At 60.4% G+C, this 19,983-nt stretch carries 15 protein-coding genes and 1 pseudogene; 6 read left to right on the forward strand and 10 right to left on the reverse strand.

Annotation, left to right across the window (positions count from 1 at the left end; translation table 11 throughout):
- Positions 1-11: 11 nt before the first annotated feature.
- From DP106_RS09290 to DP106_RS09310, 5 genes are all read right to left on the reverse strand, one after another.
- Positions 12-800, reverse strand: a complete 789-nt coding sequence (locus DP106_RS09290; RefSeq protein WP_120084877.1) for a cytochrome b family protein — start codon at positions 798-800, stop codon at positions 12-14.
- A gap of 4 nt (positions 801-804) precedes the next feature.
- Positions 805-1,599 carry a cytochrome b gene (locus DP106_RS09295; RefSeq protein ID WP_120084878.1) on the reverse strand — a complete coding sequence of 265 codons (795 nt, stop codon included), beginning with the start codon at positions 1,597-1,599 and terminating at the stop codon, positions 805-807.
- Positions 1,600-1,602: 3 nt separating this feature from the next.
- Positions 1,603-1,995: a DUF7318 family protein gene (locus DP106_RS09300; protein ID WP_120084880.1), complete on the reverse strand. Its 393-nt coding sequence runs from the start codon at positions 1,993-1,995 to the stop codon at positions 1,603-1,605.
- Complete coding sequence (locus DP106_RS09305) at positions 1,995-2,645, reverse strand: halocyanin domain-containing protein (protein ID WP_120084881.1); 651 nt, start codon at positions 2,643-2,645, stop codon at positions 1,995-1,997. Before DP106_RS09305 ends, DP106_RS09300 begins: the two co-directional genes overlap by 1 nt.
- Before the next feature lie 62 nt (positions 2,646-2,707).
- The gene (locus DP106_RS09310; RefSeq protein ID WP_120084882.1) at positions 2,708-3,592 is read right to left on the reverse strand and encodes a DUF7319 domain-containing protein; all 885 of its coding nucleotides are present in this window, start codon (positions 3,590-3,592) and stop codon (positions 2,708-2,710) included.
- A 90-nt stretch (positions 3,593-3,682) separates the two neighbouring features.
- Between DP106_RS09310 and DP106_RS09315 the strand changes: the two genes are divergently transcribed.
- Positions 3,683-4,162, forward strand: coding sequence for a DUF7321 family protein (locus DP106_RS09315; RefSeq protein ID WP_120084899.1), 480 nt, complete (start codon positions 3,683-3,685; stop codon positions 4,160-4,162).
- Between the two features lie 34 nt (positions 4,163-4,196).
- Here the strand turns inward: DP106_RS09315 and nth are convergent, their stop codons facing one another.
- Together nth and pan1 are read right to left on the reverse strand one after the other, a co-directional pair.
- Positions 4,197-4,880 carry an endonuclease III gene (nth, locus tag DP106_RS09320; RefSeq protein WP_120084883.1) on the reverse strand — a complete coding sequence of 228 codons (684 nt, stop codon included), beginning with the start codon at positions 4,878-4,880 and terminating at the stop codon, positions 4,197-4,199.
- A 65-nt stretch (positions 4,881-4,945) separates the two neighbouring features.
- Complete coding sequence (gene pan1 / locus DP106_RS09325) at positions 4,946-6,160, reverse strand: proteasome-activating nucleotidase Pan1 (RefSeq protein ID WP_120084900.1); 1,215 nt, start codon at positions 6,158-6,160, stop codon at positions 4,946-4,948.
- Positions 6,161-6,286: 126 nt separating this feature from the next.
- On the opposite strand from pan1, the gene DP106_RS09330 reads away from it, so the two are divergent.
- From DP106_RS09330 to rad50, 3 genes are all read left to right on the forward strand, one after another.
- Positions 6,287-6,547, forward strand: a complete 261-nt coding sequence (locus tag DP106_RS09330) for a MarR family transcriptional regulator (protein ID WP_120084884.1) — start codon at positions 6,287-6,289, stop codon at positions 6,545-6,547.
- Between the two features lie 192 nt (positions 6,548-6,739).
- Positions 6,740-8,131, forward strand: coding sequence for a DNA double-strand break repair protein Mre11 (mre11, locus tag DP106_RS09335; RefSeq protein WP_120084885.1), 1,392 nt, complete (start codon positions 6,740-6,742; stop codon positions 8,129-8,131).
- Complete coding sequence (rad50, locus tag DP106_RS09340) at positions 8,128-10,833, forward strand: DNA double-strand break repair ATPase Rad50 (RefSeq protein ID WP_120084887.1); 2,706 nt, start codon at positions 8,128-8,130, stop codon at positions 10,831-10,833. The genes mre11 and rad50 overlap by 4 nt, the downstream gene beginning before the upstream one ends.
- 1 nt (position 10,834) lies before the next feature.
- Here rad50 and DP106_RS09345 read toward each other — a convergent pair whose 3' ends face one another.
- The 3 genes from DP106_RS09345 to DP106_RS15850 all read right to left on the reverse strand — a co-directional run bounded on the left by DP106_RS09345 (position 10,835) and on the right by DP106_RS15850 (position 12,100).
- Positions 10,835-11,347: a DUF7346 family protein gene (locus DP106_RS09345; RefSeq protein WP_240625384.1), complete on the reverse strand. Its 513-nt coding sequence runs from the start codon at positions 11,345-11,347 to the stop codon at positions 10,835-10,837.
- 67 nt (positions 11,348-11,414) lie between these two features.
- Positions 11,415-11,888 (reverse strand): DUF7322 domain-containing protein, encoded by a 474-nt coding sequence (locus DP106_RS09350; protein ID WP_120084888.1) that lies wholly within the window; start codon positions 11,886-11,888, stop codon positions 11,415-11,417.
- Positions 11,889-11,926: 38 nt separating this feature from the next.
- A complete protein-coding gene (locus DP106_RS15850) occupies positions 11,927-12,100 on the reverse strand; it encodes a DUF7331 family protein (protein ID WP_165857862.1) in 174 nt (57 codons plus the stop codon).
- A 369-nt stretch (positions 12,101-12,469) separates the two neighbouring features.
- On the opposite strand from DP106_RS15850, the pseudogene DP106_RS09355 reads away from it, so the two are divergent.
- Positions 12,470-18,766: pseudogene (locus DP106_RS09355) on the forward strand (DNA polymerase domain-containing protein); the annotation flags it as partial.
- 127 nt (positions 18,767-18,893) lie between these two features.
- Positions 18,894-19,814, forward strand: a complete 921-nt coding sequence (locus DP106_RS09360; RefSeq protein ID WP_120084891.1) for an ABC transporter ATP-binding protein — start codon at positions 18,894-18,896, stop codon at positions 19,812-19,814.
- The last annotated feature ends 169 nt before the right edge of the window (positions 19,815-19,983 follow it).

A 19,983-nucleotide genomic window follows, 5' to 3' on the forward strand; every position in this document is an offset into this window, starting at 1 on the left:
GGGTGAGGATGTCAATTTGGTGGCCGCAGCATGTAGTACCGCCGATTGAGGCCGTACATGTATCCCTCACGCAGCGTCTTCAGCAGCGCGTAGGTCATCACACCGAGGACGACCGGGCCGATAAAGGCGATGTTAAGCTGCAGTGCCAGCGGAAGCGGGATCAGGTTCTGGACGGCGATCGCGGCGATCGTGATCGAGAAGAACGCGCCGCCGGCCCCGATCGCGGCCCAAAACGGCTGTTCGACCGGCCGCCGGGCACTCCCCTTGTTGAGGAACGGGAGGAAGGCGACCGCGCCGACGACGACGACGTTTGCCAGCACGCCGTAAAGCTGATCTGAGATCAGCTTCGAGCCATCGAGAACGGCCAGCCCAGGGTTCAGCGGGTTGAGCTTCAGCAGGCCGAACGACCAGTAGAGATACCAATCCGGCAGGATGATACTCGGTGTCGAACTCGGGTTGGCCGGCAGCTCAAGACTCGGCGGCAACGCTGCCGCGATCAGGATCATGATCCCGACGAAAAACAGCGAGATCGAGAGATTACGGATGATCTCGTGTGGCCATGTCGGGAAGCCCAACACGTCGCGTTCGACGTAGTCTGATTGCTGGCGGAGCTCCTGATCCTCACGCCGAGCCCGTTCAAAGTACTCGTAGGTGAGCTGTGAGAGCCCTGATTTACGCGTTTTTCGTTCCTGCCAGGTTGGTGTTTCGTCGTCCGGAGCGACGATGCCGGTCTCACCGCCGTCGGTGGCAGTCTCGCCGCCGTCAGTGCGTGTCTCGTTGGTGTCGTCTGTGTCGCTCATTGTCTTAGTGTGGTTCTGCGATGCCCTGCACCCAGACGATGCCGACGTGGAGCGCGATCAGTGAGGTCACCACGAACGGCAGGATGAACACGTGCAGGATGTACATTCTTACAAGCGTTGCCTGTCCCAGCGTGAAGCCACCGAACAACAACTGCGCGCCCCACTCGCCGACAATCGGGGTCGCAAGCGCCATCTCGACGCCGATCTGGCCGGCCCAGAAGGCAAGCTGGTTCCACGGCAGTAGGTAGCCGGTGTAGCCGAAGACCATCGAGAGGCTGATCAGGATGATGCCGAGCAGCCAGTTCAGCTCACGCGGTTCCTTGTAGGAGCCGGTGAAATACACCCGCAGCATGTGGAGGAACACCGCCGCCATCATGATCTGAGCGGCCCAGCGGTGGATGCTCCGCAAGGCGTAGCCGAACTGTACGTCCTGCATGATCATCTTCACCGACTGGTAGGCGACTGTCGGCTCGCCGGCCGCCGACGGGGAGTAGTAGAACCCAAGTAACGCCCCCGAGACGGCGGCGACGATGTAGGCCAGTACTGAGAAGAACCCTAAGGAGTACAACGGGTACCAGTACCAGAACTTGTTGTCGAGATCGTACTGTTCGGTGTGGCTCTTTGGCATCTGGAGGTTAACCTTGTAGTAAGCATCCTCCAGTAGCTCAAGATAATCGACGATACGGAGCCGTTTGTCGATGTAGATCAACGCGGTCAGAAAGACCGTTTCGATCGGCGTCAGATCCTTCCGCTTGAGCCACGTGCGATGGTCGAAGTCGTCTTGTTTCTCTAAGCTCATTGGTTATCGTTTGTAGTAGGGGTAGACCGCTCGTTTCAGCGTATCCCAGACCTGCTCGCCGTCGGTCAGCGAGACGCCGTCGACATCGTCGCTATCGATATAGAGATCCTCCCACTTCCGGCGGCGCTTCTTGACGATCATTACGTCCGGGAGGAACTCCTTGCGGTACAACGCGAGGATAAAGGCCAGATCAAGGAGAAGCAACCCTAAGATCGCGCCGACGAACATGTTGCCAAACTCCGTGCCCGCCCATCCGGAGACGAGCGCAAAGACGAACATGAACACGAAGACGACCTCAATCACCGTTAGCACGACAATGGCGATCGCCGCCGCCGTCGATTCTCTGGCGGGCTCATACCGGTGGATATCGCCGTATGTGGATCCGGATGACGACATTAGACACCACCCTGTCCGGTGTTCGGCGACTCGCCGTACTTCAGCACATAGAAGGTGAACACGAGGCTCACCGCGATGCCAAGGAAGCTGACGATGCCGACGTAGTGTTTCTGGATCGGAACGCCAACGTCGTGGGCGAACGCTTCGAGTTCGGTCGGCCAGCCACCGCCGCCCCCGCCGCCGACCTCAACGGTCGGCACACCCTCGCCGACGGCGACCGCCCCGAGCATGCCGAGCGAGGAGTGGGGCACACACTCGTAGTTCGTGATGCCTGTGTGTTCCTCGGTGAAGGTGAACTCGTAGGTGAAGCCGGCTTCGCTGACCGTTTCGCTTGCGAGGCCGGCTGGCCCATCGACGGTCTGTACGTTGTGACCGCCACCGTCGCCGGTCCATTCCCAGATAACTGTTGTTCCGGGATCGATCCAGATCCCCGCAGGGCCAAAAGCGAGATTGCCACCGTTGCCGCTGGCACCAACTTCGACGGTGACCTCACTTTCGCCGCGGTGATCCTCATAGCCGCCATCAGCGTCTGAGATGTGGCTCAGCTCGGGTTGTACCTCCTGAGCCGTGGCCATTCCGCTGCTCGCGGTGGCGGCCGTGGCGGCGGCGGTCGCCCCGCCCGCTGTCCTGAGTAGTTCCCGCCGTTTCATACAGCAAATAATGGATACGCAGCGGGCTTAAACCCACCGCTACACCCCTGAGAGCCGACCGATCACGAAGCCTCTGTCTCGTGGGTGTCGGCCCGCTGGGCGGGCTCACGCCCGTCGGTAGTCGTCCCATCGTCGCCCTCGATCTCCGGTCGATCGATGCCGCCGGCTTCGACGGCGCGGAGTCGGCTGCGGTACTGCTCGGCGCGGAACCGATCAGAAAGCCGCGCGTTGGCGACGAGGGCAAACAGCCCGATGCCGACGATCAGGAACAGCCCACCGACGACCGGCGCGACGACCGTTTCGACGAGTCGGAGAATGAACGCCCCAAGGAGGGCACTGCCGCCGATAACTTGGCCGCCGGCGATGAGCTGTATCATCAGATTGCCGAACTCGCCGGTCTGTTCGGGCACCTGGTCGGCTGCTGGCAACTCGTAGTTCGCCGGCGGTTCAGAAACCTCGTACTCGTCCATCGAACACATCGCAACCACCGGCTCAACATCGCGCCGAACGCCGCCTTCACCGTCGACGGTGCCGTCGGCCGACACCACGGCGTAGCCGGTATCGGCGTAGACCACAAGCTGGCTGTCGTCTCGTTCGACAACCGCGAAGATCTCTCGGGCGGCGATCTTTGATTTGAGATCTGATTCGACCCGATCAAGCAACCGTTTGCCGGTGATCCATGTCTCGGGGTCGAAGGCGGCCTCCCACTCGTCGCCGCTCATCTGGGCCATCTCTGCCGGCCCGAACTCGTCGAAATCGTACTTTTCCTCAACCGTTGCGCGAAGTTCGTCCAACTCCTCGTCGTTGTCGGTTGCGTCCGCTGTGTCTGTTTCTGCTTTCGCGTTGTCGGCTGTTTCCTCGTTGTTGGCTGCTGTTCCCGCCGGTGTGTCCTCGGCGGGCTCCTCGCTCGTCGGCGTCGTGCTGTCGCCGTCGGCTGAGGAATCCATACCGTAGAATAGGGTTGGCCGGGGTAAAGCACTTTCCGACTCCCGACCGCGTCCGGGCCCGTTATACCGTCGTAGCCCCAACCCCCGATGATGGTTGCCGATGCGACGATCGCAACGCTGACCTCCCTGTCGGTGACGGCGAGTCTCCCCTTCTTTCTGTACGGGGCCTGGATCATGCTCGACAGCGAGACGGTCACCTGGGACGTGCTCATCTATCATCTCAAGTTCATCACCGTCGGCCTGACGCTGACGACGGTGCCGATGGTAACATGGATGATGCCCCGGCTGTTGGATCAGTTGGGTGGGCTTTCAGCGCTACATGCCGTCCTTGGGTTGCAGGCGTATGCGATGTTGGTTTTCGCGCTGACAGGGATCGTTCGGATCTTTCAGGCGAAACGCGAGGCTGATCTCTACCGGAACCCCGATCAGGACGTCGGTCTCAACGATCTCCATGAGAATATGAGCGCCTGGCGTGGCCGCCTCCGGATCGGCGTCTTTGGCTACGTGATCTTCTGGTTTCTTGCGTGGGGCATTGGGCTGTATCGGTATGTATTGCGGTATTGGCTCTAATCGGTCGGTTGCTGCCCTGCTTCAGTCGTTTCGCCTACCACGCTTCGTTGGATGCCAGGTCAACATCGCTGTCAACCGTCGATGACGGACAGATATCCTCCAAGACGCACTCCTCGCAGTCAGGGTTGATCGCGGTACAGGTTTCTCGGCCGTGGCTGATCAACAGGTGGGTGTACCACTGCCAGTCGTCTTCCGGCACCAACTCCATCAGCTCCGCTTCGATCGCTTCCGGCCGTTCCTCCTCGGTGATGCCGAGTCGCCGTGAGAGCCGTTGGACATGGGTGTCGACGACGACGCCCTCGACAATCTCGTGGCCGTGCTGAAGAACAACGTTGGCGGTCTTTCGTCCGACACCCGACAGTTCGGTCAGCTCGTCCATTGTATCCGGCACGTCGCCGTCGTGGTCGTCGATGATAGTTTGGCAGGCCGACCGGATGTAGCTCGCCTTGTTGTTGTAGTAGGTCACCGAGTTGAGATCTGCGGCAAGTTCCTCTTGGTCGGCGTTCGCGTAGTCGGCCGGGCCGTCGTACTTTGCAAAGAGGTCGTCGGTGACTGTGTTCACGCGTTCGTCGGTACACTGTGCCGAAAGGATCACCGCGATCAACAGTTCAAGTCGACTCGAAAAGTTAAGCGAGATTTCGAGGTTTGGATAGGTGTCATACAGCCGGTCGATAACTTCCAGCGTCTGTGTATCGGTTGAATCAAGTGTGCTGCCCATACCAATAGGTGGATCGGCAGGGTGTTGAGTGATTCGAACTAGGGAAAAACAGCGGTCAGCGTCCGCTAGGCGAACGCCAGTGAGTTGCCGGTGTCGTCGGTTGATTCAAGCTGAATCTTCTCCCAGGCGTCTACGAAGTCATCGCGGGCGATCTCGGTGCGATCATCCCGGATGGCGAACATGCCGGCTTCGGTACAGACGGCTTTGATATCGGCTCCGGAAGCGTCGCCGGCGAGTTCAGCAAGCTCCGCGAAGTCGACATCGTCGGCGACGTTCATATCGCGGGTGTGGATCTGGAAGATGAGTTCTCGCCCCTCGTTGTTGGGTTTCGGCACCTCAATGAGCCGATCAAACCGTCCAGGGCGAAGAATCGCCTCATCCAGCATATCGAAGCGGTTGGTCGCCGCGATCAGCCGCACCTCGCCGCGCTCGTCGAAGCCATCCATCTCCGAGAGCAGCTGCATCATCGTCCGTTGCACCTCGGCGTCGCCGGAGGTTTTTGAGTCCGTCCGTTTCGAGGCGATGGCGTCGATCTCGTCGATGAAGATGACGGCTGGCTCGTTTTCCCGAGCAACCTCGAAGAGATCACGAACGAGTTTCGCGCCCTCGCCGATGAACTTATGAACGAGTTCGGAGCCGGCCATCTTGATGAAGGAGGCGTCGGTCTGGTTGGCGACGGCCTTTGCCAACATCGTTTTGCCCGTGCCCGGCGGCCCGTGCAGGAGAACGCCTGACGGTGGGTTGATCCCAACCTGGCCGAACATCTCCGGCCGATCAAGCGGCATCTCGACGGTTTCTCTGACCTCCTGCATCTGCTCGTCGAGGCCGCCGATATCGGCGTAGGTCACGTCGGGGCTGTGGTCGACCTGCATGACGCGTGCGCGAACATCCGTTTCGTCGTCGAGTCGCTTGACGATCGACAACGAGTTGTTGACCGCGACGCGCGAATCGGGCTCGATCTTCTCTCGGAGCTCGTCGGTGACCTCCGTGAGTGCCTCTTGATTGTTGCCGTGCTGTTTGATCACGACGCCATCGGGGGTGATCTCTTGGACGGTGGCGACAAACAGCGGCGACTGCTTGAGTTTCTTGTTTTCGTGTGTCAGCCGTTCTAACTTCTGTTTGTACTTGTTGTTCTCGGCGTTGGCATCGAGGAGCTTGTCCCGCATCTCCTCGTTTTGGGATTCGATCACGCCGAGTCGCTCCTGTAGCGATTCGATTTTTTCCTGTCTGGACGCCGTCTCATCGTATGGAAATTCGACGTCGTCCGCGGTGTCGCTCATCATTTTTTGTACGGCTGTCGGGAATAAGAGGCTTCGGGTCGTTGTCCTGCCTGCCGTGATAATGTCCATAGATAATATCGAATTATAGCAAGTATTATCATACAGCATTGACGAGTACCTCTCAGCATGAGCACACACGAGACCGTTTCGACTGATGACCCAGCTGATGGATGGGACGCCGTCCGTGACCTGCCGCCGAGTGCGAAACTTGTCGCCAAGGTGCTTGATTACAACGACACGCTGACACAAAGTGAGCTTGCCGACGAGACGCTGTTGCCGCCGCGGACAGTTCGGTACGCACTCAACCGCTTGGAGGACGCCGGCGTCGTCGACTCCCGGTTTTCCTTCTCTGATGCTCGCAAACGGATCTACAGCCTGACGATCTAACGGGGCCTGCTGTCGAACGGATCCTCTGTCTGCGTTTGTCTCCGTTGTTTTCGTTACTACCCGGTGTTCACCGTTCGCCCAGCTCTGCTGAGCGGCCTCTACGTCGATCCATCACAGGCTCCGCTCGCCTGCCAGTCGTTCCCACTCACGTTCGCGGAACCGATATACCACCCCGGCAACAACAGGATGGCAATGACACGGGTGCTACACACTGGCGACACCCATATCGGCTACCAACAGTACCACTCGCCGGAGCGGCGGGCGGACTTCCTTGCGGCCTTCGAGACCGTCATCGACGACGCCATCGAGATGGATGTCGATGCCGTCGTCCACGCAGGGGATCTGTTTCACGACCGCCGACCCGACCTTCCCGATCTGATGGGGACGCTGTCGGCCCTCCGTGAACTCAACGCCGCTGGAGTTCCGTTTCTTGCGGTCGTGGGCAACCACGAGTCGACCCGCGGCGGCCAGTGGCTCGATCTCTTCGAACGTCTTGGGTTTGCCACCCGACTCGGCAACGACCCGATCGCCATCGGCTCTACGGCCTTCTATGGTCTCGATCACGTTCCCAAATCCAGACGTGACGATCTTGACTATGATTTCACCCGCCCCTCCGACAGCGACCTTGACATCGAGCCAGCCCACCACGTCCTCGTCGGCCACGGTCTCTTCACCCCCTTCGCACACGCCAACTGGGAGACCGAGACCGTTCTTGCGGAGTCGACCATCGATTTCGACGCTGTCCTGCTCGGCGACAACCACGCGCCCGGAATCGAACGCGTCGACGACGTGTGGGTGACCTACTGTGGATCGACCGAGCGGGCGAGTGCGAGCGAGACGGACGAGCGCGGCTACAACATCGTTCAGTTCGACGCCGACGACCCTGCCCCCGCGGGCGTTGACATCCGTCGGAAGTCGCTGCCGACCCGCGAGTTCGTCTTTGTGACCGTCGATCTCGAACCCGGCGAAGGTGCCGAGCGTGTCCGCGAGAGGGTCGGCCAGCACGACCTCGCTGATGCTGTCGTCATCGTCGAGATCACCGGTGACGGTGGGGCTGTCACCCCCGGCGAGATCGAATCCGTTGCGCTCGATACCGGCGCGCTGATCGCCCGGGTCACCGACCGCCGCGAGATCGAAACCGAAACTGAACTCTCGGTGAGTTTCGCCGATCCCGATGCCGCCGTTGACGAGCGAATCGAGGAGTTGGGCCTGTCGGCTGCGGCCCTCGACATCGACGATGCCGTTCGGTCGCCCGACATCGCGGACACCAACCTCCGAGAGACAGTAAAAAGTCGGCTCACAGACCAGATCGAAAACGACCCTGCCGCGTTAGCACCGCCCGAGCGAGACAACAGCGACAGTTCCGAGGCAACCGACGAATCCGACAGTGATGCCGACGACGCAGCCGCCAGCGACGCGGTCGCCGATGCCGAAGGTGACGTTGACGACGCTGTTGACCGCGACGACGCCCCTGACGCTGTTGACCGCGACGACGCCCCTGACGCTGTTGACCGCGACGAGGGTGACAACGCGGAGAGCGACACTGATGATGGCGAACTCTCGACGATGGAGGATTTCCTATGAGATTCGATCGCCTTCGCCTCTCGAACTTCAAGCCCTACAGCGACGCCGATGTCGAACTTACCGACGGCGTCACCGTGATCCACGGGCTCAACGGCAGCGGCAAGTCCTCACTACTTGAGGCCTGTTTCTTCGCGCTTTACGGCTCGAAAGCCCTGCCAGGCACACTCGACGATGTGATCAGCAACAGCGAGGAGGCGGCCGCCGTCGAACTCTGGTTTACTCACGACGGCGTCGACTATCGTATCGAGCGCCAACTCCGCCGCAGCGGCGACCGCGTCAGCACCCGGAAATGCGTCCTTGAGGGCGACGACGGTAGCGGTGAACCAATCAGCCGGGACGGCGCGCGAGCGGTTCGGGAGTTTGTCACCGACCTGTTGCGGATGGATAGTGAGGCGTTCGTCAACTGCGCCTACGTCCGGCAGGGTGAGGTGAACAAGCTCATCAACGCCAGCCCGAGCCAGCGACAGGATATGATCGACGACCTCCTACAGTTGGGGGTCTTGGAGACCTATCGGGATCGGGCGGGTGAGGCGCGGCTGGCGGTCACCGACCTCCTACAGAACGCCCGTGGCTCGTTGGAAACCATCGACGAGCAGATCGAGACGAAAGAGGAACAGAACCTCCATGCGACACTCAACGAGCTTGAAACAAAGCGCGACGAGGTTGACGACGAGATCGACCACTATGAGGCCCAGCGCGAACAGGCCAAAGAGACACTAGCGGACGCTCAGTCGGTGCTCGACGAATACGAGGAACAGCAAGCCGAGATCGAGGAGCTGGAGACCGAAATTGACGGGTTAGAAACCGAGATCAGTGAGACAGCAGCCGAACGTGACGATCTCGGTGAGAAACGCCGCGAAGCCATCAAACAGCGGGGCGAGCTCGAAACCGAACTCGATGACAAACTTGCTGAGACCGAACTCACCGAGGCGACCGCGGAGGCCATCGCCAACCGCCGCGAGACGCTCACGGATCGCCACGAGAGGCTTGGTGACGAAATCGCTGACCTCCGAGTTGAGGCGACCGGCTACGAGAATCAGGCTGACAACCTCCGGGAGTCCGCCGACGAAGTTGACACACAGGCTGACGATGCTGCGGAGCGCGCTGATACGCTCACACGCGAAGTCGAGGAGGCCGACGCCAGCGCCGAGGAGTGCGAGGCCGAGCGCGACGAGATTGATGACGAACGCGAGGAGTTAGTCGAGCGATTCGACGCCGCCGAGCCGGATATCGAGATCGGGGAGGCCAACATTCATCGTGAGGAACTCCAAGCCGAGCGGCAGCAACGCGGCGAGGAACTCGCCGAGACACGAACGCGCCTCGAAACCGCCCGCGAGGCTGTCGCCGAGGCCGAAGACCTGCTCGCGGAGGGCAACTGCCCGACCTGTGGCCAGCCGGTTGAGGACGCCCCCCACGTCGATGATCTCGACGCAAAACGCGAGCGCGTCGAGAAACTGGAAGCCGACATCGAAAAACTAGAAGCCGGACGAGACACACTCGACGAGCGGATTGACACCGCCGAGCGACTGGTCGAGATCGAAGCCCGCATCGCCGAGATCGACAACGAACGCGAGCGACTCACCGAACGGATCGAAACCCATCGCGAGACCGCAGCCGAGAAACGTGAGCAGGCAGCCACGGAACGGGAGACGGCAACCGAGAAACGCGACGAGGCGGCCGACCGCCGTGAGGCAGCCGACGCGAAAGCCGACGACGCCACAGCGACCCGCGAGAGAATCGAGGCCAAAACCGACGACCGCGAGACGGTCAGCGACGCCCTCGACCGCCTCGACAGTCTCGATACAACGCGCGAAGCGATCGATGAGCTCGAAACCCGGATCGAGGATCTCACCGAGCAGCGCGAGACGCTCGCCGAGCGCAACGAGGAACGCCGCGAATGGCTGGCCGACAAACGCGAGCAGCGCGCCGACCTGCTGGATGCCTTTGAGGACGACCGCGTTGAAACCGCCCGCGAGCGAAAGGCAAACGCCGAACAGTATCTCGAGGATGTCGAACCCGAACTCGCCGACCTGCGGGAACGACGCGACGAACTCCAGAACGCCATCGGTGGCGTCACCGCCGACATCGAACAGCTCGAAAGCCTCCGGGAGGAACGCGAGGCAATCGCTGAACGCGTCGACCGCCTCGAATCAGTCCACGGCGAAACCGAGGCCATCGAGACGATGTACGGCGACCTCCGGGCTGAACTCCGCCGCCGCAACGTCGAAAGCCTCGAACGCATGCTCAACGAGACGTTCGATCTCGTCTACGGCAACGACGCCTACGCGCGCATCGAGTTGGACAACGAGTACGATCTCACCGTCTATCAAAAGGACGGCCAGCCGCTGGAACCCGGCCAGCTATCTGGCGGCGAGCGCGCGCTGTTCAACCTCAGCCTCCGGTGTGCGATCTACCGCCTCCTCGCCGAGGGCATCGAGGGCGCGGCCCCAACGCCGCCGCTCATTCTCGATGAGCCGACCGTCTTCCTCGATGCCGGCCACGTCGGCCGACTGGTCGACCTTGTCGAGGAGATGCGCGGCTTCGGCGTCCGGCAGATCCTGATCGTCAGCCACGACGACGAACTCGTCGGCGCGGCCGACGAACTCATCACGGTTGAGAAGGATCCGACAACGAATCGCTCGACAGCCAGCCGTGCGGCTGACCCAGATCTCGAACTGTTGGGGCAGGTCGCCGACGACTGAGCTACTCTGTCGTTGTCGACGCTGTGTCGCTGGACACACCGCTGGCATCGTTGCTGGCATCGGCCCCAATATCGGTCGTGTTGGTAACATCGTCCTTGCGGAGCTTGCTGATCGCCTGTGTTGCGAGTGTTGTCGCCGCATAGCCGCGTCGGCCGTCGCTGTCGGCTTCCTCGACGAGACCTGCCGCACGGAATTCGGCGAGCAGCCCGTGGAGATCGCTCTCACAGAGATCGTAGCTGTCGAGCAGCGCGACCGTCGACAGCGGGCCGCGGTCGACTAACTCGATCACCAGCCCCAACGACTGGTTATCGTAGGTTGCTGTCAGCAGCCGCCGGACGCCAGCGTCGATCCCGGCTGCGGCGGTTGACAGTGGTGACTCGTCGTCGACGACGGTAAGCTCGCCGTTGGCAACGTAGTGTTCGCCCCCGGTCTCCGGATCACGAACGAGGCTGCTGTCGCCGGACTGTTTGACCAACAGATAGTGACTGCCATCCGCATCTCGAACCGTTCGCATTAGCTGATCAAACGCCGTCCGGCCGGTTAGCCGTTGTGTCCGGCTTCGCCGTTCGTCCACCGTGTTGTCATCCGCCACCCACCTGTTGTCTTGTCTGTTTGTGGCTCCAGTATCGTTGTGCAGCGTGGGCGAAGGCGAGACAGCCGACGGCGATGAATCCACCACCAACGGCAAGCAGTCCCTGGAAGCCGATGATCAATAGGCCGATACTGACCAGCAGGATCCCGGCTTTGATCGAAACAACGATCCTAATGAACGCGGTTAGCAGATCGTCATCGATCTCCTCAAGGGCGTCGGCGAGTTCGGCGTCGGCGTCCGCTTCAGCATCGTTTTTGGGTTCGCCGTCGGCCTTGTGGGTGTCCGGCTTGTTAGCATCGCCAACATCGATATCGGGGACGAGTCTATCCATCACCCGCTGTTCGTAAGAACGGTCGTCCCTGTCACCTGATTCGGCCGCGCCGTCGGCACCCACATCCTCACCCGACGACTGATCGCCCGAGTCGCTGTTGGCGGCGATCTCTGTCGGTGGCTCAGACGGCATACAGTGATTCAATGGGCCGCCAGCAAAAGGATTCGGCTCTAGAGGGCTTCGGTGACCGGAATCGCCTCGGTGGTCTCAACCCACGCCAGCGGGTTTTCGGCATCGAAGAGCACCACCCCGTCGTCGACCTCATAGGATTCGACGGTTGCGACCCCAGCCGGTTCGGACGCTGCCGCGCTGTGCTCCCGTTGGTCGTCTGCGTGGGTAGACATGTTATCCCTTGGTAACTGATGACATAGTAAATAGTTTGGTATCGCACAGAAGCTTGCCGCGCTCCGTCACGCGGGGTTGTTTCCAGCAGCCTGCTCGATCGAACACCGGGACTTTTTATCTGAACGACGCAACCATTTGCTATGACACAGTCGGATCTCACGTCTTTCTCCCCTGCCGATGATGCCGACGACGAGGCGGATGCTGCGGACGCGACCGACCCTACCGACGCGGCAGCGGTCGTCGCTGGCAACGGTGGCGGCCGAATCAGCGAGGTCGTCGATGTCGAGGACGCGAAGTTTCCTGACTCCACGGGAACAGTCGAGCTGATGATCACACAGGTAGATTACACCATCGAGGGGGCTGGTCGCGAGGAACACCCCGTGATTCACGTCTTCGGCCGCCGCGAGGATGGCACTCACGAACACGTCCGCGTGCTCGGCTTCGAGCCCTATTTTTACGTCCCCACTGACTCACTCGATACACCCCCCGAGGAAGCGTACGACGTCATCGTCGACAGCCGGGAGGCTGGTTCTGACGGCGAGGGCTTCGAGAGTATCCGCGGCGAGCAGTTGACAAAGATCATCGGTCGCACGCCACGAGATGTGGGTGAGGTTCGCGACGAGTTCGACCACTACGAGGCCGACATCCTGTTTCCGAACCGCTTCCTGATCGATAAGGGGATCAACAGCGGGGTCAAGGTTTCCGAGCGGCGACTCGGAAGCGATGACGACACAGACGGCCCAGCAACGATTCAGGTTCCCCACACCGAGGCCGTTCCCGCCGACGTCGACAGTGATCTCCGGGTCAACATCTTCGATATCGAGGTCGATGATCGCCGGGGCTTTCCCGAGGACGGCGAGGAGCCAATCGTCTGTCTGACCAGCTACGACTCCTTCGACGAGCAGTACATCGCGTGGCTCTACGAAGCCCCTGACGGCGACGGTGAGATTCCCGACGAGCTCCCGAACTACGACCCCTACCAAGACGATATCGCCGTCGACGTGCGCACCTTCGACAGCGAGGCAGCGATGCTGGACGCCTTCATCGAGTATATCGACGACACCGATCCGGATCTCGCTAGCGGGTGGAACTTCGAGGATTTCGACGCGCCGTACTTCCTCGACCGGCTGGAAGTCGTCGACAAACGAACCGACCGAGACCTCTCGATCGACCGCCTCTCTCGTATCGACGAGGTCTGGCGCTCCGGCTGGGGTGGCCCCGATATCAAGGGCCGGGTCGTCTTCGACCTGCTGTACGGCTACAAGCGCACCCAGTTCACCGAACTCGACTCCTACCGCCTCGACGCCGTCGGCGAACTCGAACTTGGGGTCGGCAAGGAACGCTACGCCGGCGACATCGGTGATCTGTGGGAGGATGACCCGACACAGCTTCTCGAATACAACCTCCGGGACGTAGAGCTCTGTGTCGAAATCGACCGCAAACAGGGGTTAATCGACTTCTGGGACGAGGTGCGAAAATTCGTTGGCTGCAAGCTCGAAGACGCGCCGACGCCGGGCGATGCCGTCGATCAGTACGTGCTGCACAAGGCGTATGGAAAGTTCGCATTACCGACAAAAGGCAAACAGGAGTCCGAGGATTTTGAGGGCGGAGCCGTCTTCGATCCGATTACAGGCGTTCGTGAAAATATCAGTGTACTGGATCTCAAGTGTTTCAGTAGCGACACCGACGTACTCACGCCTTCGGGGCCGAAATCAATCACCGAGATCGAGGTCGGAGATACCGTCTACACGCTGAACCCAGAGACGTTCGAGTGCGAGATCTCGTCGGTCGCTGAGACACACGAGTACGACAACAAGTATGGTGAACTACACCATCTCAGCGGCAACACTCACGATTTCAAGATCACGGAGAACCATCAGTTCCTCGCGTCGAAAACGCGCGGCTGGGACGAGCAGACGCCCGACGATTTCGAGTTCACCGAGTATCGTGACCTGACCAACACTGAGCGGTACGCCTTCCCGCAGCATCAGCCCGTTTCGGGTCGCACGCCCGAGACGTTCGATCTCGCAGCCGACCTCGAAACCGGTCACGTCGCCGTCTACTGTGATGAAGACCTCCGCTGGTTCCGCAATCGGATGCCGGAGCCGGTCACCGAGCAGCTTGATCTTGCTCACGGTTCGTCGTCGGCGATGGGCGTCCAGCAGAAGGTCGGCAAGTATCTGCTTCCGATGTCGGTGTATCTCTCCCACCGTGAGACGATTGAGTCCCACGCCGACGGGGTGTTCCTGAAATACGACCGGGGACACGGCGAGCTGTCGACGCGGTTCGAGATGGCTGACTGGCTGGAACTGGTCGGCTGGTACGTCACCGAGGGCAGTCTCGATTCGGCCCGTGGTCGCGTTACACTTCACCAGTCGGATGCGGACGGTCGAGCGACGATCCGCGCGCTGCTCGACCGGATGGACATTCCCTACAGCACTGACGACCGCGGGTTCAACATCTCAAACCAACATCTCGTTAATTGGCTCGGAGCTCACTGTGGCCACGATGCCGCCAACAAACAGGTTCCGACGCGGGTCTTCGAACTCGACGGGGAGCTGATCCGTGGTCTCCTCGATACGCTTATTCAGGGCGATGGCAGTCGGACAGCATCTGGACTCGAAAGGTACTGGACGACGAGTGACACCCTCAAGAACGATATCGTTGATCTTGCTGTTCGCTGTGGCGAGAAGCCGACGGTATCCAAAGAATCCGACGACACCTGGTACATTTCTATCGGCAAGCGCGGCTCATTCAACAAATCGACGAACGCGACTACCGAACCCCACGACGGAACGGTACACTGTATCACCGCCGAGGACAATCACGTCATCCTTGCAGGGCGCAACGGCCACTATCAGTGGATCGGGCAATCCCTCTACCCGATGTGCATGGTAACGATTAACGCGGGGCCCGAAACCAAGGTCGACGACGACTACGAGGGCGAGACCTACCGCGCACCCAACGGGACGCAGTTCCGCAAGGAGCCGGACGGCATCATGCGCGAGATGGTTGACGAACTCCTGACGGAGCGAGAGGAAAAGAAGGAACTGCGAAACCAGCACGATCCGGACAGTTCGGCCTACGAGATCTACGACACCCAGCAGGCAGCGGTGAAGGTTATCATGAACTGCTTTACGCCGGATACGGAGGTGTTGACGCCGACGGGTGTCCGCGACATCACAGATCTCGCGGTCGGCGATCAGGTCTACTCGCTTGATCCGGAGACCCAGGAACTCGAAATCAAGCCGGTCACCGAAACCCACGCGTATCCGGACTACCGCGACGAACTCGTCGACATCGAGACGAGCAAGATCGACTTCCGGGTGACGCCGAACCACCGGATGCTCGTCCGGAAAAACGACCGCAATGGGATCACCGAAGACGGATACAGCTTCGTCGAGGCCGGCGACCTGGAGGACTACTGCAACTACGAACTCCCGCACGACTGGACCTACGACGACGGCGACCGCCTCGAAACGGTCGACCTCACCGAGTTCGTCGACGACTACGAGGTCTGGGTTCGACCCTCGGTGCATGGCCACACGTTTACCGCCGAACTCGGGTTCCAGCCGCGGCGCGTCCCGAAGGCTGACGTCGACCAGGTCGGCTACGTGTTCACGCCCGAGGAGTTCGAGGCCAACCGCGAGTATATCGAATCCGTCTGTGAGCGGAGTTTCATCCACACCGAATCCGGCCGGAAATGGATCCCCCGAACCTACGACGGCGACGACCTCCTCGCGTTCCTCGCGTGGTATATCACCGAGGGTAACGTCTACACATCGGGCGCCAAGGCGTTCGGCGACAACTACCGCGGCTCGGCGACGACAGTCAAAGTCGCACAGGAAGCCGTCGCCGATGGCGGCTCAGCTGAGGCCGACCACCACGCCGCTATCGGCGACCTGCTCGACCGAATGGGCTTCGACTACTACGTCGACGACCGCTCGTATCAGTTCACCTCGAAGCTGCTCGGCGACCTGCTTGACCGACTGTGTGGCGACGACAGCTTCTCGAAACAGATACCAGATCTCGTCTTCGAGGCGAGCACCGACCAGAAAGAGCGGTTCCTGTCGGTGCTGATCGATGGCGATGGCGACCGCCAGCCAAACTCGTGGCGATACAGCACGTCGAGCGAGGAACTCCGGGATGACGTGCTCCGGCTCTGTACGCATCTCGGGATCACGGCCAGCTACAACGCCGACAGCGGCACGTGGCGGATCTACGTTACCGAGGAGCCGAAGAACTCGTTCCGCATGCACCGGAGCGGCTCGCGGCGCACGGCCGACGACGGCGTCTACTGTGTGACCGTCGCCGACAACCACACGCTACTGGCGGGTCGCAACGGCAAATTCCAGTTCGTCGGACAGTCGCTGTACGGCGTCACGGGGTGGGATCGATTTCGCCTCTACGATAAGGAAGGGGCGGCGGCTGTCACGGCGACCGGCCGGGAGGTCATCGATTTCACCGAGACGGTCGCCAGCGAACTCGAATACGAGGTGGCATACGGCGATAGCGTCACCGGTGATCGTCCCGTCGTCGTCCGCGACCCTGACGGAATCGTTCGCGTACTCTCGATTGCAGACCTCTTCGAGCGCGCAACAGCGAGCACCGGCGACACGGTCGTCATCACCGCCGACGGCGGTGCGGTCGGCTCGGCTTCTGCCGGCAAGAATCGCCGCCGACTCGACGGTTGGGAGGCGTTGTCGCTGGCGGCTGACGGTGAGCCCGAGTGGCAACCGATCCAGCAGGCGATCCGCCACAAGGTCGACAAACCGGTCGTCAATCTCCAGCACAAGTTCGGTGAGTCGACGACGACGCGGGATCACTCGTACGTAGTCGACGACGACGGCGAACTCGTTGAAGCACCACCAGGCGATGTCGACAAACCGCTCCGGATTCCAGGAATGCCGGCTGTCGACACCGTCGAGACGATCGATGTCTACGAGGTGCTGGACGGCTACACCCGCGAGTACGAGGACGGCCGCAGCGTCGGCAGTGAGGATGCAGCGACGAAAACCAAGCGTGTCCACGCCAACGACGAGTGGGTTTGGTTCGGCCACGACCACCACAACGAACTCTCGAAGTCTGTCAAAGTACAGCGCTACATCGACATCGACTCCGAGGACGGGGCTTCCCTGCTGCGATTGCTGGCGGCCTACATCACCGAGGGCAGTGCTTCGACGATCGAGACGACCGAGTCACGGTTCGGCGCAAGCATCGCTGAGTCACGAGAGGAATGGCTCGATGGACTCCAGTCGGACTACTACCGACTGTTCGAGAACACGTCAGTGAGTGTGATTGCCTCCGATAGCTCCGGTGATCGCACCGTCGAGTACGAGACCACCGACGGTGCGCAGTCGATCACCTACGACGACACGACGCACAAACTCCAGTTGATGAACGAACTGTCGGCGGTGTTCTTCCGCGAGTTCGCCGGCCAGACCTCACGCGGCAAGCGGATTCCCGGCTTCATCTTCAATCTCTCTGCTGACGCACAGGATCTCTTCGTCGATACGCTCATCGAGGGCGATGGCTCCCGTGAGTTCCCGCGGTACACCGACGAGTATTGCGAGCGACACTTCGATTTCGAGACGACGAGCCGCGAACTCGCCGCCGGGCTTTCGATGTTGCTGACACAGCGTGAGCAGAAACACTCGCTGAAATATCGGGATGGGAAAGACAGCTACACGATCCGAACCTGTGACTCCTACCGGAGCGGCCGCGATCCGGTTCTCACGGATGTGGATCACGACGGCTACGTGTATGATCTGAGCGTCGCCGAAAACGACAATTTCGTTGACGGTGTCGGTGGTATCGTCCTCCATAACACCGACTCAGTCATGCTCGAACTCGACGATGACGTATCAAAATCCGAAGCAATCGAGCAATCCTTTGAGATCGAGGAGTACATCAACAGCCGTTACGACGACTTCGCAAGCAACGAACTCAACGCCACTGAACATCGGTTCCAGATCGAATTTGAGAAGCTCTACCGCCGATTCTTCCAAGCGGGCCGCAAGAAGCGATACGCCGGCCACATCATCTGGAAGGAAGGGAAGGATGTCGACGACATCGATATCACCGGATTCGAGTACAAACGCTCCGATATCGCACCGATCACAAAGCGTGTTCAGAAAAGCGTGATCGAAACTATCGTCACCGGCGACGACATGGAAGCCGACCGCGAGGCGGTTCGAACGTACCTGACGACAGTTATCGAAGAGTTCCGCAACGGCGAGCGGAGCGTCGAGGAGATCGGCATCCCCGGCGGCATCGGCAAGCGACTCGACGCCTACGAAACGCCGACCGCACAGGTACGAGGCGCGCAGTATGCTAACCTCTTGCTCGGTACCAACTTCGACCGCGGCTCGAAGCCCAAGCGGCTCTATCTCGAGGATGTCCACTCCTCGTTTTTCCGCCGGGTGGAAGACGAACAGGGGCTTGACCCGCGGCAAGATCCCCTCTACGGCGAGTTCAAGCGCGATCCCGACGTGATCTGCTTCGAGTACGCCGACCAACTCCCCGAGGAATTCGAGATCGACCTCGAAAAGATGTTAGAGAAGACGCTCAAAGGGCCGATCTCGCGGGTGATCGAAGCACTCGATATGTCGTGGAATGAGATCAAAACCGGCCAAACCCAGACCGGCCTCGAACAGTACTGGTAGCCGCCACACCGTCGGTGTTTTGTTGAACGGAAACTTTTCTTTTTGCTCTTGTATTGTTCAGGGGGTAAATGCGAAACCATTATGGGCGTAACCCACCATCATTTGGATACGAGGTAACGAATCATCAATGGCAACACTTGAAATCAGCAATCTTCACGCAGCAGTCGCAGAAGAGGACGGCGAAACAATTCTCCGCGGTGTCGACCTCGAGGTCAACTCCGGTGAGATTCACGCCCTGATGGGGCCTAACGGCTCCGGGAAGTCGACGACGGCAAAGATCATCGCCGGCCACCCGGCCTATGAGGTCACCGACGGCGAGATCCGCCTCCATCTTGAGGATGAGGATGTCGAGGATATCGACGCCGACATCGACGACGAGGATCTCTCCTGGAGCCTTCTTGATCTCGAACCAAACGAGCGAGCCGCCCTCGGCATCTTCCTTGGCTTCCAGTATCCGGCCGAGATCGAGGGCGTCACGATGACGAGCTTCCTTCGACAGGCGCTCAACGCCAAAGCCGAGGAACGCGAGGAGCTCTTTGAGGACGAAGACGAGGACGAAGCTGCGGCCGACGAAGACGACGAGGGGTACGAAACCTCCCCGATGGAAGGCCCCGAAGACGACGGCGAGGTCAGCGTCGCCGAATTCCAGCAGATCCTCTCGGAGAAGATGGATCTCCTCGACATGGACGAGGAGTTCATGCACCGCTATCTCAACGCCGGGTTCTCCGGCGGCGAGAAGAAACAAAACGAGGTACTCCAAGCCGCCCTGCTTGAGCCGTCGGTTGCGGTGCTCGACGAGATCGACTCGGGGCTCGATATCGACCGTCTACAGGATGTCTCGAAGGGCATCAACGCCCTCCGCGACGAGCAGGGCACCGGGGTTCTCCAGATCACCCACTACCAGCGCATCCTTGACTACGTCGAGCCTGACCACGTTCACGTCATGCTCGACGGCGAGATCGCGAAAAGTGGCGGCGCCGAGCTTGCCGCAAAGCTCGAAGACAAAGGGTACGACTGGGTTCGTGACGAAGTCTACGAGGCCGCGTAACGCTAATCGATTACACACAGTACTATAAGCAAGCAGACACAATAATCACACATGAGTTCAAACGAAGAAATCCAAGAGACCAACACCGAAGCCCGATTCGAGTTTAAAAAGGAGGAGGCCTCTGCGTTCAAAAGCGAAAAGGGACTTGACGAAGAAACCATCCGCGTCA

It is taken from the genome of Halonotius pteroides, from assembly GCF_003605635.1.
In the GTDB taxonomy this organism is placed as follows: domain Archaea; phylum Halobacteriota; class Halobacteria; order Halobacteriales; family Haloferacaceae; genus Halonotius; species Halonotius pteroides.

Bases quoted from the DNA above. Each gene is read 5' to 3' on its own strand.
- DP106_RS09290 (WP_120084877.1), bottom strand. From the start codon at position 800: ATGAGCGACACAGACGACACCAACGAGACACGCACTGACGGCGGCGAG.
- DP106_RS09295 (WP_120084878.1), bottom strand. From the start codon at position 1,599: ATGAGCTTAGAGAAACAAGACGACTTCGACCATCGCACGTGGCTCAAG.
- DP106_RS09300 (WP_120084880.1), bottom strand. From the start codon at position 1,995: ATGTCGTCATCCGGATCCACATACGGCGATATCCACCGGTATGAGCCC.
- DP106_RS09305 (WP_120084881.1), bottom strand. From the start codon at position 2,645: ATGAAACGGCGGGAACTACTCAGGACAGCGGGCGGGGCGACCGCCGCC.
- DP106_RS09310 (WP_120084882.1), bottom strand. From the start codon at position 3,592: ATGGATTCCTCAGCCGACGGCGACAGCACGACGCCGACGAGCGAGGAG.
- DP106_RS09315 (WP_120084899.1), top strand. From the start codon at position 3,683: ATGGTTGCCGATGCGACGATCGCAACGCTGACCTCCCTGTCGGTGACG.
- nth (WP_120084883.1), bottom strand. From the start codon at position 4,880: ATGGGCAGCACACTTGATTCAACCGATACACAGACGCTGGAAGTTATC.
- pan1 (WP_120084900.1), bottom strand. From the start codon at position 6,160: ATGAGCGACACCGCGGACGACGTCGAATTTCCATACGATGAGACGGCG.
- DP106_RS09330 (WP_120084884.1), top strand. From the start codon at position 6,287: ATGAGCACACACGAGACCGTTTCGACTGATGACCCAGCTGATGGATGG.
- mre11 (WP_120084885.1), top strand. From the start codon at position 6,740: ATGACACGGGTGCTACACACTGGCGACACCCATATCGGCTACCAACAG.
- rad50 (WP_120084887.1), top strand. From the start codon at position 8,128: ATGAGATTCGATCGCCTTCGCCTCTCGAACTTCAAGCCCTACAGCGAC.
- DP106_RS09345 (WP_240625384.1), bottom strand. From the start codon at position 11,347: ATGCGAACGGTTCGAGATGCGGATGGCAGTCACTATCTGTTGGTCAAA.
- DP106_RS09350 (WP_120084888.1), bottom strand. From the start codon at position 11,888: ATGCCGTCTGAGCCACCGACAGAGATCGCCGCCAACAGCGACTCGGGC.
- DP106_RS15850 (WP_165857862.1), bottom strand. From the start codon at position 12,100: ATGTCTACCCACGCAGACGACCAACGGGAGCACAGCGCGGCAGCGTCC.
- DP106_RS09360 (WP_120084891.1), top strand. From the start codon at position 18,894: ATGGCAACACTTGAAATCAGCAATCTTCACGCAGCAGTCGCAGAAGAG.